Below are 15,211 nucleotides of genomic sequence, written 5' to 3' on the forward strand. Positions count from 1 at the left end.
TGCTGAATTATTGTCTTTATTGGATTTGTATGCCGAGGATGAATATAATTTCCAGTTGATGAAAATGGATTTAACGGAGGACAATCCTATTGTTACCATAGCCGTTAACGTTACATCGTATGATGGGGAGCCATTTACGCAGTTATGGGAAGTGACGGTCGGCGGATATGTAAAAGGCGGAGCTACCCACCGTTATTTCGATGAATTGTATTGCGAAGTGCATCATCCTGTGTTGTGGGAGTATACGCTGGAACAGGGAGAATTGTATTTCTCCGGAACTGTGGCGGATAGTGCGGCGTTATTCCAGGATTTATGGCAGGAGCATCTGAAAGAGACGGACCATTGGTTGTCGTTTGGCAATTTTATTGAGTGTGACAGACTGATTACGTTGAAGCGGCGGTCTGGTTTGCTGGCCAGAGGGCCGGTACGGTTGCTGCAGACTTATGCTGCCTGTCTGGACAGGCATGGCGTTGGCTGGACCATCATCGGGCATCGAATGCCTCATGGCGGGTCAGGAAAATTGAAGGTATTACTAATGGGTAGTAGTTATATTATTGCTGAAGACTTTGACTTCCATCGTTTGTCCTGATATCAGTATGCTGAGAAGATAACGTTATCGCCTATCTGAAGCCGACGGATTTCCTTCATGCTGGAGAAGGGATCGAGGGGCGACCATGCGGCGGTGGTGAACAGTTGTACGGAGCGGCCATGCAGCTGTTGCTCCAGGCTGGCCATGGTAGCTGATGGTACGGACGCTGGTTTGATGTAGTAGATCCTTGGATCATCTTTCAGGTGGATAACGTAGCCGGGAGAACTTTGGGTGACTTCCATTACCTGACCGGTAACGGGTTTGCAACTGGTTTTACTGAGCCGGCGGGTAGATGGGATACCGGAAATCAGCAGTATCAGCATAAAACAGGCTACAATTAACAACGTAGCCGGGCCTTTGGTGTTGGCTTTGTTATTCATCAGTTGGCAGTGTGTTGTGGTGGTGGTATAGGTAATGCTCTAATGTACGAAAATATATGAATAAAAAAAGCAGGCTGTAAGCCTGCTCTATATCAATAGGTTATTTTTTCTTGGTGTCGGTATCGTCTTCCCATTCTTCGCTTTCGTCCCAGTCTTCATCTTCGTCCCAGTCATCCTCCTCTTCTTCGATCAGGAGACTTTCATCGGAGCCTGGTTCTACGTTGTTGGCGCGCCAGTGGGCTACTATTTCATCATTCTTTTTCTGTACGGTATCGAAGCTGGTGATTTTTCCTTCTTCAAAGCGGACTTCCACGTCGGGGAGTGCTTTGATGGCGTTAAAGCATGTTTCCAGGAGGCTGATGTTGGCGGGTGCATTACGCAGTGCGCTATACGAAAGCCGGATGGCGTCAAAGGGGCCGCTGTTGTGAAATACTTCTTCGCCGTTAAACATCGGGAAAAGCCAGATCAGAACGTCGTCTCCGGTTTCTTCGTCATTCAGGATACCAAAAAAGTCGTCCAGTTGCTCAAACCCGAGCGGGGCCAGTTGGGCAAAGGTTTGGCTCCGGGCAGGGAATTTCGGATGTTCTTCCCCTGTGATCAGGAACAATTCACTGAAGCGGGGTTTCTCTTTGGCAATAAACCGGAAGTCAATGAGGATATCGTTTTCCATTGATGGCTTTTCGTTTATACTGTAATTTAATGGTTTAATTGGAAAGGTATTCAAATTATTTCTCCTGGATAAGCGCTGCTGCTGTATTGCGGTAGGCATCTCTCTTCCACCACGTCATGTAGCATGCCAACGATTTTCTCTTCGTTGGTACGTCCCATTTGCATGATACGGAGTACGTGAGTGATGTAAGGGCTGGCCATATTTATCCACCTGGCCCTGGGGGGCCTCAGTGGCAATAGCGATTGCACGGGTTAGATCCATGCGGTAAATGTAATATTTTTCATGTTACACCAGATAATAAAAAAAGCGAAGACCATCAGTGGATGATGGTCTTCGCTCTTTATAGTGAGTACGGTATTACATGAAGTGGTAACGTACAAACGCTTCCATCGCGGAGTATTTCTGCAGGCCAAGCTGGTCATACAGGTTAGCGGTGTTGGCGTTGCGGTCTTCCGCACGTTGCCAGAATTCGCGCAGGTCGGTACCCTGGAAAGGCACCACGTCTTTCTGGCTTTGGTGGATGAAGATACCGAGGCGTTTCTGGAGCACCTGGTCAGGGCTCATAGGTACTGCCATTTCGATTTCATGGATATCCCATTCCTGCCATGCGCCTTTGTAGAGCCATACCCAGCAGTCTTTCATCCACTCTTCGTGTTTCAGCCTGTCGAGTGCTGCGAAGATGATGTCCAGACATACTTTGTGGGTACCATGCGGATCGGCGAGGTCGCCGGCGCAATAGATCTGTTGAGGTTTTATTTTGCGGAGCAGGTCTACTGTCAGTTGGATATCTTCTTCACCCATTGGTTTCTTTTCCACGAGACCTGTTTCGTAGAACGGCAGGTTCATGAAGTGGGCGTTTTCTTCAGGGATGCCCACGTAGCGGCAGGTGGCTTTTGCTTCGCAACGGCGGATCAGGCCTTTGATAGCGCGGTTTTCCGGCGTATCCTTCTGACTTGGTTTTTTACCGCGGATAAATGCTTTGGCTTCTTCCAGGATCTGGGAGCTTTTGCTTTTATCGATATCGAACATGCCTTCAAAGCCTACGGCGAAATCGATGAAGCGCAGTAGGAATTCGTCGGTAACAGCGATGTTGCCGGAAGTCTGGTATGCTACATGTACATCGTGGCCTTGTTCGTGCAAACGGATAAAGGTACCGCCCATGGAGATGATATCATCATCAGGGTGCGGAGAGAAGATCAGCACGGTTTTTTTGGCAGGCTCGGAACGCTCAGGATGGTTAGGCAGCTGAGGACCGGGTTTACCACCAGGCCAGCCGGTGATGGTATCGCGGATGGCGTTAAATTCTTTGATATTGAGCTCGTAGGCAGAACCATATTGTACGATCAGGTCGTTGAGGCCGTTCTCGTTATAGTCTTTATCGGTGAGCATCAGGATGGGCTTGTTCAGCTTCAGGGCCAGGCTGGTCACGGCTTTGCGGATCAGGCCGGGAGTCCATTCGCAGTCGCCGGTGAGCCAGGGTTCTTTGAAGCGGGTAAGCTCAGCAGAAGCCTGTTCGTCGATCACGAATGTGCAGTTAGGATGCTGTTGCAGCAGGGAAGCAGGCACCTGATCAGTGCTGTGGCCTTCTACAGAGCGGCAAACGATTTTAGCTTTGTGGGAACCCCATGCCATCAGGACCACCTTTTTGGCTTTGAAGATGGTGCTCAGGCCCATCGTGATGGCCAGACGAGGCACCTGGCTCATGTTGGGGAACTCGTAGGCGTTAGCCAGACGGGTACTGTTGTCCAGCGTTACCAGACGGGTGTGTGAGTTGATGTTGGAACCCGGTTCGTTGAAGCCAATGTGGCCATTGTTGCCGATACCCAGGACCTGGATGTCGATACCACCGGCTTCTTCAATACTTTTGTCGTAATCAGCGCAATATTTTTTGATCTGATCTTTCGGTATGGTGCCATCAGGAATATGGTATTGTCCTTCCGGGATATCGATGTGATTGAAGAGATGTTCTTTCATAAAGCGGTTGTAGCTCTGCAGCGCATCCGGCTCTATGGGGTAATATTCGTCGAGGTTAAAGGTGATCACATTTTTGAAGCTCAGTCCTTCCTCTTTGTGCAGACGAACCAATTCGGCGTAGAGATATTTAGGGGTGGAGCCTGTAGCCATACCCAGCACGCATTTTTGATTGGCAGCTGCTTTTTCGCGGATCAACGCAGCTATTTCATGCGCCACTGCTTTGGAACCCTCTTTGGCAGAAGGATGTATTTCCACAGCAATTTGCTCAAAGCTGTCAATCAGTTCGATTTCCTGATGATTAATCGTCATTTGTAAACGTTTTTGATTAGATGCGGTTTAAAAACGAGCCGGAAAATTAAATAAAATACTGCTAATCTTTGCTAAAATTTAGCTCTTATTTAATTTAAATTTATTTTAACTTAATAAGAACGTTTTTTTATATTAGTAATACATTCTTATCCGGCGCCCCCAGGATTAAAGTCCTGGGCTACGAACTAATGTTAATTTGGTGTAGGAGTCATTAATAAATAAAACCGCCCGGCCTGTAAGCCGGGCGGTTTTGCTATGTTATTGTATGATCATTTCATCTATGAAGAGCCAGGCTGGCTTCCCGGCGCCTTCTCCTCCGGCGGGAATAGTACCGAAGTTGGCAGCGGTGAGTTTTACAAAACGTCCGCGGGCTTCTACCTTGCCCCGTACCTGGTTGATACCGGTTTGATTGAAGGCGGTCTGTTTATATACCTCTTTATAGGTCTTGCCGTCTTCTGATACAGAGAAGGTGACCTGTTTGGGAGGATATATCCAGTTGGCCCGCAGGTTCAGCGTGTTGAGGCCTACCAGCCGGATGTCCTGGATGCTGTCCAGCTCCACAACGGCTTCCATGTTTTTGCCGTTGTAGCCGAACCACTGACCGTCGTTATAAGAAGCGATGCCTTCGATGCCGTTTACCAGCGCGAAGGGGTTGCCCGGATCATATTCCTTGCTGGGCGGTGCTGCGAGGGTCACTTTTTTACCCAGGCCTTTGTGGAAGATGAAATGCTGGCTGTATTCATTACCGAAAGGTTTGTCGCCTTCAAATACCTGCGCCCGCAGGGTACCGGACTGCTGTACCTGTACCGGGCCGCTATAGGCCTTTGATTGCAGGGAAGGAGCGGTGCTGTCGAGGGTATACACGATTTTGCCGCCATCCAGCTTGCTGTCGAGTTTTACTTCGATACCGCCTTTTTTATTCTCCGCTACAACGCCTGTCACTTCAAACACATGTTTGGCGTAGTTCACCTTTTTCTGGTCGAGGCGTTTTACGTGTATTTTCAGCCTGTCCACGAAATTGTCGTAGTTGCGTTTGTCGGCCGGGGTCCACAGTACTTCTGCCAGTGCGGAAGCGCGGGGGTATACCATGTACTCCAGGTAATCGGTGTTGGCGATGTATTCGGTCCACAGGTTGGCCTGTGCTCCTTTGATATATTTCGCTTCTTCCCTGGTCAGCTCTGTTGGAACAGGTTCGTAGCTGTATACTTTGCTGACAGGGGTGTAGCCACCGATGGCCAGCGGTTCGTTATGGCCCTGTGACTGGTAATGGTCAAAGTAGCAGTAGCTGCCTGGTGTCATGATCACGTTGTGGTGTTGTTTGGCAGCGGCGATACCGCCTTCGATGCCGCGCCAGCTCATCACGGTGGCGTTGGGGGCGAGACCACCTTCCAGTATTTCGTCCCAGCCGATAATCTGACGGCCTTTGCTGTTCAGGTATTTCTCCATGCGCTGTATGAAGTAGCTCTGCAGGGCATGGGCGTCTTTGAGGCCTTCCTGTTTCATGCGGGCCTGGCATTTAGGGCATTTTTCCCAGCGTACTTTGGGGCATTCATCGCCTCCGATGTGGATGTATTTGCTGGGGAACAGCGGCAGTACTTCGTCCAGTACATCCTGGAGGAAGGCGTATACGCTGTCGTTGCCGGCACAATACACATCGTCATATACGCCCCAGCGGGTACCTACTTCGTAGGGACCGCCGGTACAGCCCAGGTTGGGATAGGCGGCGAGGGCAGCAAGTGCGTGGCCGGGCATCTCTATTTCAGGGATGACAGTCACAAAATGATCAGTGGCGTATTTCACCACTTCTTTCACCTGCTCCTGTGTATAGAAGCCACCATAGGGCTTTCCGTCGTACTTGTTATCAGCATAACGACCGGCCATGGTTTCTTTTCGTTTAGAAGCCACTTCCTGGAGGCGTGGATATTTTTTGATCTCGATGCGCCAGCCCTGGTCTTCCGTGAGGTGCCAGTGGAAGGTGTTGTATTTGTGCATCGCCAGCAGATCGATATATTTTTTGATGAATTCCACCGGGAAGAAGTGACGGCCCACATCGAGGTGGAGGCCACGGTAAGCGAAGCGGGGAGCGTCGGTGATGCTGACGCCGGGGATGTACATGGCATCGGCCTTTTGTACGGGCAGCAGCTGAATGAGCGACTGTATGCCGTAGAAGGTGCCTGCGCCGCTGTTACCGTTGATGGCCACACCTTTGCCGTCCACATTCAGCGTATAGCCTTCTGCGTTGATGGTATCATTGCCGGTATGCAGGGTGATGGCGTTTCTGTCGCCGGTTTCTTTGATATCCAGTTCATAACCGGTCAGTTCTTTCAGCCAGGCATTGAAGAGGGCCGCTGTTTTGCGGTCAGCTTCGCTGGTAGCGACAATCACGGTGTGTTTGTCGAGCAGGAATGAATCCTGTTTTTCTGCTATACTGGCCGGCATCGGGATGATGCTTACTTTTCCTTTGGGTGCATCTGCGTGGCGGGAGCCTGAGCAGCTGCCCAGGGCGGCGGCGCCACCCAAAAGACACAGGTAGAACAATTTTTTCATTGACACTTTTAGCATTTCGATGATAATTATTTCAGTTCCAGTTCACTGAGCACGGGGCGATGGTCGGAAGCCACGGCTTCTTCGATGATCCTTGCTCCGGTGACGTTCCAGCGGCTTTGCGGGTGGACCATGATATAGTCCAGCTTTATGCGCGGGGAGTCAGCGGGGAAAGTAGGCCCCATCTGCTGGGTAGCGTCAGTGAATATTGTTTTTAAAGCTTTTATTTCTTTACTGGCGGGAGGCGCGTTAAAGTCGCCGGCGAGTATGACGGGTGTTTTTGTTTCCTTAAAGTAGGCAGCCAGGTGGTTGGCCTGTGCGATACGGTTGGCTGCAGGTCTTTCCGCATCGAGGTGGGCGCTTACAAAGTGCAGCAGGCTGTCGCCGGGTAGCTTCACCGTGATAATGCCGGCCACTCTCGGTTCCACTTCTTCCTTCGTTACGGAAGGCAACGGGAGCGTTATGGCTTCCGTGATGGGGAAGCGGGAGAGGATACCGGTACCATAGCCACCGCCGTCAAAGTTCATTGCTTTGGCAAAATAAGTGTACATGCCGGTGATCGCTGCCAGTTCTTTGAGCTGGTCGGTATTTTTAGTGCGTTGGGTGGCACTGTCGACTTCCTGCAGGGCTACCAGGTCCGGATTGGTAGCGAGGATCACGTTGGCAATCCCCTGAAGGTCCAGCAGACCTTTCATGTTTTCGCCGTGATGGATGTTGTAGGTCAGTACTTTCACCTTTTGCACCTGGGCTGTGAGTGATAATCCTGTCAGACAAACGACGGTGATGAGCAGCAATCTTTTCATAACACTTAGATTTAGATATTTTCAAATTTGGTTATTTGATCATTTGTATAAGGAATCTTGAATACTTTCCAATAGCCAAATTTCAAAATTTCCAAATAACCCAATTACTTAAACGCCTCTTTCACAGGTCTTCCGGTCCATACCTGTGGTGTTTTCAGGCCAAAGATCCAGGCGATGGTGGCAGCGGTATCGTACGTAACAACACTGGTGCTAAGCTCTTTGTTTGCCTTCACGCCCGGGCCGCGGATGATCCATGGAATTTGCATTTCCTCCATGGTTTTACCGCCGTGGCCTTTTTTGATACCGCCATGATCTGCGGTGAGAAGGATAATGGTATTATCCCAAATACCGGCATCTTTGACGGCCTGTAGAATTTTGCCCAGCAGCTCATCATTCTTTTTCACCTGGTCGAAGTAGGGCTGGATATTGTGGCCAATATTGTGCCCTACACCGTCGGGCTGATCAAAATGTATAAAAAGGAAGTCTGGCTTTTTCTCTTTGATATATGCTACAGACGCTTCAGTAGCCAGACTGTCATTGTCTTTGGTACCGAGGTCCTTGTTGACCGCCGCTTTGGGGAAAAGGTATCCGATACCTTCCCAGCTGTAGATCACACCAATTTCCGCGTTAGGTTTTTGTTCGCGCAGGATGGTGTAGATGGAAGGGAACATGCCGTATTGATCGAGTGTGCGGGACGGCAGTTCCGGTTTACGGCTGTCCCATTCCGTATAGCCGTGTATTTCCGGGCCAGCGCCCATCACCATGGAGGCCCAGTTGACAGCCGAAGAGGAGGGCAGTACGCTGCGTGCCTGCAGTGTCCAGGCCCCTTCTTTCATCAGCTGCTTCATGTTGGGATTGTCCACTTTCGGAAAACAGTAAGCGCCAAAGCCGTCCATGCCGATCAAGATGACATGTTTTACGCCTTTGACCTGTGCCTGCGCGAATAAGCCGCCCAGCAACAGTCCGGTTGCGATGATCAGTTTTTTCATTTCGTTGTTCACTTTTAAAAGGCTTGCACGGCCGTATAGGGGCCGTGCAGCATAAAATATATGTTCCCTGCTAATATAGCCTACTGATTGCTCTCTTGCAAGGCTTTTTCCCCTCTTTCACGAATTAATAATACTTCCTGGCGTTGGGTCTGGGAGATGCCGTATTCCGGCACGCCGGGAATACCACCCATGCTTACATTAGGATTGCGGTATACCATGCCGCTTTCCTCATAGGCTTTGGCGGAGGTGTGGAATTCTGTTACGCCGGTGGTTTTGATCAGGGTAGCGATGTTATTGGCCCTGACGCCGGAACCGGCCATGATGGCGATGCGGTCGTTGGCGCGTTCCACCAGGTCTTTCAGCAGTGAAGCGCCTTCCACGGCGGTATTGCGGGCGCCGGAAGTGAGAATGCGTTCACAACCGATTTCGATGATCGCTTCCAGTGCTTCAAACGGGTTGTCGGTCATATCGAATGCGCGGTGGAAAGTAACGCCCATCGGCCATGCCAGGTCTACCAGTTCTTTGCAGCGGGGTTTATCTACCCGTCCGTCTGGCGTGAGGATACCGATTACGACGCCATTGCAGCCGAGTTGTTTGCAAATGGCGATATCTTTTTTCATCACTTCAAATTCCAGGTCGGAATAGAGGAAGTCGCCGCCTCTGGGGCGTATGATGGGGTAGAGGTCTATTTTTACTTTTTCGCGTGCTACAGCGATGGTGGCGTAACTGGGAGTGGTACCGCCTTCCAGCAGGTTATCGCACAGTTCAATGCGATTGGCGCCGCCTTCTTCGGCTGCGATGCAGGAAGCCACAGAAGCAGCGCATATTTCGAGGACAAAAGACATAAGCATTTGGTTATTTGATTATTTGGTTATTTGAATATTTAAAAGAGTTCATGCGTCCTTCAAATATCAAAATAACCAAATAACCCAATGGCAAAATTAGAAATAGTGTTTCCCGTCTATCAGCGTGTTGTTCACATCTTTGCTGAGCACAGCATAGCTGAATCCTTTCTGGAGGCAGTAAGCGCCGTATTGTCCTTTTTTGTTGAGGGCGAGGAAGCCTACCTGTATTTCTTTGGCTTTGGAAGGGCTTCTTTTCACGATGCGCTCTACTGCTTCTTTACAGGCTTTTTCAGGGGGATATCCCTGGCGCATCAGTTCCACGACGAGGTGGCTGCCAACGATTTTAATCACTTCTTCGCCGACGCCGGTGCTGGTGGCGGCGCCTATTTCGTTATCCACATAGAGGCCGGCGCCGATGATGGGGGAGTCTCCCACACGGCCGTGGAGCTTGAAGGCCATACCGCTGGTAGTGCAGGCGCCGGAGAGGTTTCCTTCCGCATCCATGGCCACCATGCCGATGGTATCGTGGTTATACACATTCCCGGGGAGCATCAGCGGATTGAAGGCTGTAGCACCGTTAGTGGGTGAGTACGATTTGTTTTCTATGTTGATGACCGGTTTGTATTCAGATGTTTTGAGCCATTCTTTCCAGGCTTTCTCCGATTCCGGCGTGAGCAGGTTTTCCTTTTTGAAACCGTTGGCCAGTGCGAATTGCAGGGCGCCGTCGCCTACCAGCATCACGTGTGGTGTTTTTTCCATAACGAGGCGTGCCACGGAGATAGCGTGGGTGACATGCTCGAGTGCTGCCACAGATCCGCAGTTGCCGTGTTCGTCCATGATGCAGGCATCGAGGGTCACGCGGCCATCGCGGTCAGGGAAACCGGAATAACCTACGGTGTGGTTATTGGGATCGGCTTCGGGGACACGCACACCGGCTTCCACGGCATCGAGGGCGCGACCGCCTTTTTTGAGTATTTCCCAGGCGGCTTCATTGGCAGCACGACCGAAATCCCAGGTGGAGAGCACGATGGGTTTCCCTTTTACGGGTGCTTTGGCTTGTGCGCGTGCAGCCGTGGCTGTTACACTGTCTAAAGAGAAAACAGCGGCACTAAGGGCCGCTGTTTTCAGAAAACTTCTTCTATTTTTCATATTATTTTTATTAGCTGTCAGATAGCCGTGGGCTAGTCTTTCATTTCCCAGGCCAGGGCGCTGGCACCGAGGATGGCGGCGTCGCTTTCCTTCAGTTCAGAGAATAGCAATTTAACTTTATTCTGGAAGATGGGCAGCAGATTTTTTTCCATATGCTCTCTTACCGGTTTCATGATAACATCACCTGCCTGTGTGAGGCCACCGAAGAGGATAATGGCTTCAGGGCTGGAGAACATCACGAAGTTGGCCAGGGCAGCACCCAGTATCTGGCCGGTGAACTCGTATACTTCCATGGCCAGCGGATCGCCTTTCATGGCAGCTTCGTAGATCAGTTTGGAATTGATTTCCTCTTTGGTGTGCTCCCGCATGATGCTGGGCACATCCGGACGGGTGGCGAGGAATTCGATCGCGGTGTTGGTAACACCGGTAGCGGAAGCATAGGCTTCGAGGGAGCCGTAGGCGCCGGTACCAGGGTGGTAGCGGCCACCAGGGATCACGATGATGTGACCCAGTTCGCCGGCAAAACCGTCGTGACCATAGATCAGCTGGCCGTTGGCAACAATACCGCTGCCTACGCCGGTGCCGAGGGTGATCACGATAAAGTCTTTCATGCCGCGTGCAGCACCGTAGATCAGTTCGCCCAATGCGGCTGCGTTGGCATCATTGGTTAATACAGCCGGGAGCCCGAATTTTTTCTCGAGCAGGCTGGCTAAGGGAACTACGCCTTTCCAGCGCAGATTCGGAGCATATTCAATATTACCGTTGTAATAGTTGCCGTTGGGTGCACCAACGCCGATACCTTTGATATTTTCGATTCCTCCTACCTCTGCTATCAAACCAGATAACTGTTGGTGAAGTTCATCCAGAAAGCAGTTTACATCTTCATGTTTATTCGTTAACATACGACCATCACACAAAATATTACCTCTGCGATCTACAATGCCGAATTTGGTATTAGTCCCTCCGATATCAATGCCCACCACTAGTTGCTGACTCATAATCGATTCCTTGAGATTTTAATATGTTTTTAACTCTGAATGCAAAAAATGCAAGATAAGCAAAGCACAGCGCCGGAATAACATAAGAGGCGTGGATGCCGATGCTTGGGATGTCTGCCAGACCGCCCTGTACCGGAGGTACGAGAGAGCCGCCGAGGATCATCATAATCAGGAAAGCAGAGCCCTGACCGGTGTATTTACCCAGACCGCCGATAGAGAGGGCGAAGATGCTGGGCCACATTACGGAGCAGAACAGGCCGCCGCTGATGAAAGCGAAAGTTGCCAGTGAACCGCTGGTGAACAGGCCTACCAGTACGGTAGCTACGCCCAACAGGCCAAATACCATGAGGGTTTTAGCGGGTTTATCCTGACCGGCGAAGAAACCGATGATCTGGATAACGATGCAGATGGCATATGGATACAGTGCGCTGACATCGTTGCCTTTGATCACGTTGGCACCGAGGATCACGCCGTAGGCAACAAAAGGCACGATCACGCACAGAATTTTACGGGTAGTTTTAGATACGTTGAACACGCTGATGGCGCCTGTCCAGCGGCCGATCATCATACTGCCCCAGAAGAGAGACACGTACGGGTCCAGTTCGGATTCCGCCAGTCCTTTCGGCGTGAGGAAGCCCGGATGTTTCAGCAGGGCACCGAGGTTGCTGGCAATGGTCACTTCCACACCTACATAAATGAAGATGGCCAGCATGCCCAGGGTCAGCTGCGGATATTTCATGGCGCCCCATCCTTCGCTGCCACCTGCGGATGACATTTTAGCAAAGAAGAGGATACCGATGATACCTACGATACCCGCCACGAAGAAAGGCAGTTCATATTTCAGTACCAGTCCGAGGAGGATCAGGATAAACATGAGGGTGATGCCTATGATGGATTTGGTAGCTTTCGGAGAAGTTTCGAATGCTTCGTTCTGGTCCTGGCTTTCCGGCATTTTCACAAAAGCGAAGATGGCCGCAGCTACGAGGAACAGTACGATGAGCAGGATATAGAGCGTGTTGATTTTGCTGATGTCAGTGCTGACGTCGCCGCCTTTGATGTTACCGAACAGCAGCATGCTCACGATGATTGGCCCGATGGTGGTACCGAAGGAGTTGATACCGCCGGCGAGGTTGAGGCGGTGAGAACCTTTGGCCGGATCGCCGAGCAGGATGGCAAACGGGTTGGCCGCTGTTTGTTGCAGAGAGAAACCAAGTGCCACAATGAAGAGGGCCATCAGGATCAGGGCAAAGTAACCAAAGGTAACTGTTTGCTGATGGTCAGCGGACAGGGTGTTGATCACTTTCTCCAGGCTGGATTTGTTGAAGATGCCAGCGTATTGATGATGTTCTTCGTCTTTGGTGAATCCCTGCGGTATTTCTGCAAGGAGGTGCGGGTTGTTGATGTATTTATCAGCCGCTTCATTACCGGAGATCAACAGCGCGTAAGTGTCTTTTTCTTTTTCGCGGCGGATTTTCACCTGGCGGTCAGACGTTTGCAGTTGCTGTTCCACCTGGAAACTGCTGATGTCGCTCAGGGTTTCCTTAATGGGAACGATCTTTTCTTTGTTGACACAGGGGATCATAATAGCCGATCCCAGTACAGAAATTAATAAACCGTAAATAATACCCTTTTTATATCCTATCTTATTAAGGATATCCACTTTTCTTGCCGCCGATGCCAGATACAGGATGAGAGAGCCGATAAAGTAGGCGCTGTAAAAGGAGAAGTCAATCAGTTGAGACTCAAGTTGGGTAAGGTTAAAATGAGATTTACAGAAAGGGATAAATATACTGTTGGATGCAGCCAGGAAACCCCAGAAAAAGAACACCAGTATAAGCACAAAAAACGACGGGTGTGTACTTTGTGCGCCTTGCTTTGTTTGCTGAGCCATAAACGTGTTAAGTTACAGTGAAATTTTGCCGGATAAATGTATAATATTTTTTTAAGGATTTTCTAAAAAACCGAATAAACCGTTGCATTTTTTTTCGATAGTAAAACGTTTTAGCTAATATATTTATGAATTATAGCATAAAATATAACGGAGTTTCACTATGTTCGCGTTTATCTAAAATCAAACAGACAGCTATGTCCAACCAAACAGCAACAATGAATATACCCAAACAGGCGGGGTACGGCCAGGCGATGGCGATTATCTGTATTTTGTTTTTCGTGTTCGGCTTTGTTACCTGGCTTAATGGAACGCTGATCCAGTTTTTCCAGATTGTGTGTGAGCTGAACGTGTCGCAGGCGCTGCTGGTAACGATGGCCTTTTTCATGGCTTATTTCTTTTTATCGATTCCTTCATCTTTTATCCTGAACAAGACAGGATTCAAAAATGGTATGGCGTTAGGGTTGCTGATTATCGCGATCGGTTCCCTGGTATTCATTCCTGCGGCTAACGCACGCAGCTTTGGTATGTTCCTCACCGGTCTGTTTATCCAGGGCGCGGGACTGGCACTGCTGCAAACGGCCTCTAACCCCTACGCCAGTATTATTGGTCCTAAGGAAAGCGCTGCCAAGCGTATTTCCATTTTGGGCATCTGTAACAAAACCGCCGGCGCACTGGCACCGCTCATCCTGGGCTCCATCATCCTGAAAGGTGCGGAGAAACTGGAGGCAGACATCGCTGCGGCGGTAGATCCCGCGCAGAAGTCAGCGCTGCTCGACAGCCTCGCTTCCCGTGTGATCGGTCCATACGTGGCCATCGCCATTGTGCTGACCATCCTCGCTTTCCTGCTGAAACGCTCTTCCCTGCCGGAAATTGACACCGATGCAGAAGACGCAGGCACTGCTGCTGCTACCAACGGTAAAACCAGCGTGTTCCAGTTTCCGCAACTGGTACTGGGCGTGATCTGTATTTTTGTTTACGTAGGTGTGGAAGTAATGGCCGGCGACGTGATCGGTCAGTATGGTAAAGCACTGGGCATGAGCATTGCAGACACCCGCTACTTCACCACCTTCACCCTCGTGGCCATGCTGGCAGGGTATGTGATTGGCATTGCTACCATTCCGAAATACCTCACCGGTAAAAAAGGCCTGCAGATTTCTGCGGTACTGGGCGTGTTCTTCACCATCGGAGCTTACCTGAACACCGGCTTCTCCGCGGTAACCTTCATCGCGCTGCTGGGCCTGGCCAACGCACTGATGTGGCCTGCTATCTTCCCGATGGCTATCGACGGCCTGGGCCGCTTCACCAAAATCGGTTCCGCCCTCCTCGTGATGGGTATCGCAGGCGGTGGTGTCATACCACAGATCTATAGCGGTATGTTCGATCAACACAGCATGTTCAGCTTCCTGTACAGCAGCAGCATCGATTTCAGACATGCGTTCCTGTACTGCATGGTGCCGTGCTATATCTACATCCTGTTCTATTCACTGGTAGGAGACAAGATCGGCAAAAAATAATATCGGCATCGACCTGACGTTAAAAAACAGTTATCCGGGTTTTATTCCGCGATAGTAAATGATATACAACAGCAACGGCCTGCATAAGATAGTGACATCAATTCGTCATTGTCGGATGCAGGCCGCTGCTGTTTTTAGTTAATAGCTGAGAGGCTTCCGAATTGAATTTTTCGGGTTACGATGGATTGTATCTTAAAGGTGGCGGATTCATAGGGAAATAACAATCGGTTGCGGAATTTATTTGGGATGGGTACATTGTTTTTCATCGCGGATTCCCGATCCCAGGGCTGAAGCCCTGGGCTATGATGTTGTTCAGGCTGTGTCAATGGTAAAGGGTATCAGAAGGGGTAGGTTGGTGTTATTGTGACGATTGTTGGGAGAATGAATCTGTGAGGGGAATTGATTGTTATTTCTATTTGGTTTCGGAGTTGAAGCCCTGGGCTATGATGTTGTTCAGGCTGTGTCAATGGTAAAGGGTATCAGAAGGGGTAGGTTGGTGTTATTGTGACGATTGTTGGGAGAATGAATCTGTGAGGGGAATTGATTGTTATTTCTA

General features: G+C 50.1%; 12 protein-coding genes and 1 pseudogene. 2 read left to right on the forward strand and 11 right to left on the reverse strand.

Features of this window, described 5'->3' with window-relative positions; all coding sequences use genetic code 11:
• The first annotated feature begins 58 nt into the window (after positions 1-58).
• Positions 59-589 carry a hypothetical protein gene (locus HHL17_RS09530; protein ID WP_169224496.1) on the forward strand — a complete coding sequence of 177 codons (531 nt, stop codon included), beginning with the start codon at positions 59-61 and terminating at the stop codon, positions 587-589.
• 2 nt (positions 590-591) lie between these two features.
• Here HHL17_RS09530 and HHL17_RS09535 read toward each other — a convergent pair whose 3' ends face one another.
• From HHL17_RS09535 to HHL17_RS09585, 11 genes and pseudogenes are all read right to left on the reverse strand, one after another.
• Positions 592-969, reverse strand: coding sequence for a hypothetical protein (locus HHL17_RS09535; RefSeq protein WP_169224497.1), 378 nt, complete (start codon positions 967-969; stop codon positions 592-594).
• A 100-nt stretch (positions 970-1,069) separates the two neighbouring features.
• Positions 1,070-1,639, reverse strand: a complete 570-nt coding sequence (locus tag HHL17_RS09540; protein WP_169222780.1) for a hypothetical protein — start codon at positions 1,637-1,639, stop codon at positions 1,070-1,072.
• A 50-nt stretch (positions 1,640-1,689) separates the two neighbouring features.
• Positions 1,690-1,839 (reverse strand): hypothetical protein, encoded by a 150-nt coding sequence (locus HHL17_RS09545; RefSeq protein WP_169224498.1) that lies wholly within the window; start codon positions 1,837-1,839, stop codon positions 1,690-1,692.
• Positions 1,840-1,996: 157 nt separating this feature from the next.
• Positions 1,997-3,928: pseudogene (gene nagB, locus HHL17_RS09550) on the reverse strand (glucosamine-6-phosphate deaminase); the annotation flags it as partial.
• Positions 3,929-4,180: 252 nt separating this feature from the next.
• Positions 4,181-6,469 carry a glycoside hydrolase family 20 protein gene (locus tag HHL17_RS09555; protein ID WP_169224500.1) on the reverse strand — a complete coding sequence of 763 codons (2,289 nt, stop codon included), beginning with the start codon at positions 6,467-6,469 and terminating at the stop codon, positions 4,181-4,183.
• Between the two features lie 26 nt (positions 6,470-6,495).
• Positions 6,496-7,269: an endonuclease/exonuclease/phosphatase family protein gene (locus tag HHL17_RS09560; RefSeq protein ID WP_169224501.1), complete on the reverse strand. Its 774-nt coding sequence runs from the start codon at positions 7,267-7,269 to the stop codon at positions 6,496-6,498.
• Positions 7,270-7,373: 104 nt separating this feature from the next.
• Positions 7,374-8,258 carry an alkaline phosphatase gene (locus HHL17_RS09565; RefSeq protein ID WP_169224502.1) on the reverse strand — a complete coding sequence of 295 codons (885 nt, stop codon included), beginning with the start codon at positions 8,256-8,258 and terminating at the stop codon, positions 7,374-7,376.
• An 80-nt stretch (positions 8,259-8,338) separates the two neighbouring features.
• On the reverse strand, positions 8,339-9,103 hold the full coding sequence (locus tag HHL17_RS09570) for a copper homeostasis protein CutC (RefSeq protein WP_240975116.1): 765 nt from the start codon (positions 9,101-9,103) through the stop codon (positions 8,339-8,341).
• A gap of 96 nt (positions 9,104-9,199) precedes the next feature.
• Positions 9,200-10,252 carry a N(4)-(beta-N-acetylglucosaminyl)-L-asparaginase gene (locus HHL17_RS09575; protein ID WP_169224504.1) on the reverse strand — a complete coding sequence of 351 codons (1,053 nt, stop codon included), beginning with the start codon at positions 10,250-10,252 and terminating at the stop codon, positions 9,200-9,202.
• Positions 10,253-10,284: 32 nt separating this feature from the next.
• Positions 10,285-11,250 (reverse strand): ROK family protein, encoded by a 966-nt coding sequence (locus HHL17_RS09580; RefSeq protein ID WP_169224505.1) that lies wholly within the window; start codon positions 11,248-11,250, stop codon positions 10,285-10,287.
• A complete protein-coding gene (locus HHL17_RS09585; RefSeq protein ID WP_206155951.1) occupies positions 11,222-13,141 on the reverse strand; it encodes an MFS transporter in 1,920 nt (639 codons plus the stop codon). Before HHL17_RS09585 ends, HHL17_RS09580 begins: the two co-directional genes overlap by 29 nt.
• Positions 13,142-13,335: 194 nt before the next feature.
• On the opposite strand from HHL17_RS09585, the gene HHL17_RS09595 reads away from it, so the two are divergent.
• Positions 13,336-14,655 carry a sugar MFS transporter gene (locus HHL17_RS09595; protein ID WP_169224506.1) on the forward strand — a complete coding sequence of 440 codons (1,320 nt, stop codon included), beginning with the start codon at positions 13,336-13,338 and terminating at the stop codon, positions 14,653-14,655.
• The last annotated feature ends 556 nt before the right edge of the window (positions 14,656-15,211 follow it).

Source organism: Chitinophaga fulva, from assembly GCF_012927205.1.
GTDB lineage: Bacteria > Bacteroidota > Bacteroidia > Chitinophagales > Chitinophagaceae > Chitinophaga > Chitinophaga fulva.

Bases quoted from the DNA above. Each gene is read 5' to 3' on its own strand.
- HHL17_RS09530 (WP_169224496.1), top strand. From the start codon at position 59: ATGAAAATGGATTTAACGGAGGACAATCCTATTGTTACCATAGCCGTT.
- HHL17_RS09535 (WP_169224497.1), bottom strand. From the start codon at position 969: ATGAATAACAAAGCCAACACCAAAGGCCCGGCTACGTTGTTAATTGTA.
- HHL17_RS09540 (WP_169222780.1), bottom strand. From the start codon at position 1,639: ATGGAAAACGATATCCTCATTGACTTCCGGTTTATTGCCAAAGAGAAA.
- HHL17_RS09545 (WP_169224498.1), bottom strand. From the start codon at position 1,839: ATGGCCAGCCCTTACATCACTCACGTACTCCGTATCATGCAAATGGGA.
- HHL17_RS09555 (WP_169224500.1), bottom strand. From the start codon at position 6,469: ATGAAAAAATTGTTCTACCTGTGTCTTTTGGGTGGCGCCGCCGCCCTG.
- HHL17_RS09560 (WP_169224501.1), bottom strand. From the start codon at position 7,269: ATGAAAAGATTGCTGCTCATCACCGTCGTTTGTCTGACAGGATTATCA.
- HHL17_RS09565 (WP_169224502.1), bottom strand. From the start codon at position 8,258: ATGAAAAAACTGATCATCGCAACCGGACTGTTGCTGGGCGGCTTATTC.
- HHL17_RS09570 (WP_240975116.1), bottom strand. From the start codon at position 9,103: ATGTCTTTTGTCCTCGAAATATGCGCTGCTTCTGTGGCTTCCTGCATC.
- HHL17_RS09575 (WP_169224504.1), bottom strand. From the start codon at position 10,252: ATGAAAAATAGAAGAAGTTTTCTGAAAACAGCGGCCCTTAGTGCCGCT.
- HHL17_RS09580 (WP_169224505.1), bottom strand. From the start codon at position 11,250: ATGAGTCAGCAACTAGTGGTGGGCATTGATATCGGAGGGACTAATACC.
- HHL17_RS09585 (WP_206155951.1), bottom strand. From the start codon at position 13,141: ATGGCTCAGCAAACAAAGCAAGGCGCACAAAGTACACACCCGTCGTTT.
- HHL17_RS09595 (WP_169224506.1), top strand. From the start codon at position 13,336: ATGTCCAACCAAACAGCAACAATGAATATACCCAAACAGGCGGGGTAC.